Source organism: Pedobacter heparinus, from assembly GCF_032678725.1.
Classification (GTDB): Bacteria; Bacteroidota; Bacteroidia; order Sphingobacteriales; family Sphingobacteriaceae; genus Pedobacter; species Pedobacter heparinus_A.
On the sequence record NZ_JAVTSC010000045.1, the window covers coordinates 1 to 1,202 of the forward strand.

General features: G+C 43.4%; 2 protein-coding genes. Both read right to left on the reverse strand.

Annotated features, from left to right (window positions below):
• On the reverse strand, positions 1–865 hold an 865-nt coding region (locus R2Q85_RS24520), incomplete at its 3' end, for an IS3 family transposase (RefSeq protein WP_316814445.1).
• A gap of 29 nt (positions 866–894) precedes the next feature.
• Positions 895–1,202: transposase (locus R2Q85_RS24525; protein ID WP_316814446.1), on the reverse strand; the 308-nt coding region annotated here is incomplete at its 5' end.

Sequence of the window (1,202 nt, forward strand, 5' to 3'; positions counted from 1 at the left end):
TTCTTTTATACTTTTTCCTACAGTTCTTCCACCGCTTGATCAAAGGTTCCTCAGTTGTATGTGCGACCATTGGTGTGAGGTAATTGCAGCTCATGTGGGGTCGAAGATGATTATAGGATTCGATACTCTTGGTTACTTCCAACATTGCCTGGCTTCTGGATTGAAATACCCGATTAAGCTTAAACTCTGTCTTAAGAATCCCATTTATTCTTTCAGCGATGGGGTTTTCGTATGCCTCTCCGTTTTCGGTCATACTAATGGAAATATCATTATTCCGAAGCAGTGATGTGTAATCATAGCTGCAGTATTGCACACCCCTGTCGGAATGATGGATAAGTGGAGCCTCCGAATTTCGATCCTTAAGGGCCATTTTCAGGGCATTTACAGATCCCTGGGCATTCAGATAAGAATGCAGGCAATAGCCCATGATTTTTCTTGAATAGGCATCGGTAATCAGCGAAAGGTAATTGAAATCGTACCCTATGCAAATATAAGTGATATCAGAGACCCATAGCTGGTTACTGCGGACTACCTCCATCTCCTTTATCAAATTGGGATATCGCCTGAACCAATGATTGGACTGGGTTGTCCTGGGGCTTCTTCTTTTTCTATCAATCAAAAGCTTGTGTTTACCCAAAATGGTATAAAGCTTATCTCTTCCAATTTTTATCCCATGGCTCTGAAAGGGCGTATAAAGGCACTTATAGAGCTTATGACCACCCAATCCCGGGAGTTCCCTGCGGACCTGATGGACCATCTCAATGACGATTTCCTCCTGCTCGCCCTGCCGGGAATAATGTCTGAGATGATCATAATATGCTTGTCGGCTCTTACCAAACAGCCTACAAAGTGGCCCGACGCCCATCCTTGTAATGCGTTTCTCCTTGATCAGCTTTACTGTTTGGTACCACCCTTTTTTCTAATGGGAACTTTGTGCGCCTTTTCAGCATGGTCAATCATCGAGTTCAGGCCGTAGATAAGTACATTGGCCTTCTCCAATGCCTTCTCCAGATCCTTTATCCGCTTCTTCAGCTCAGCGGCATCTTTAGTCTTTGGCTTTTCCATGGGAGCTAAAGTTACGGCTCCTTTCTCTAATTTTTTCTTGTAACCGATAATCCAGTTGGTTAGGATGTAGGTATTTACCAGACCGTACTTTTTAGCTACTTCTTCTTTTGAATAGTTCTGGTAAACCACCAGCTCTA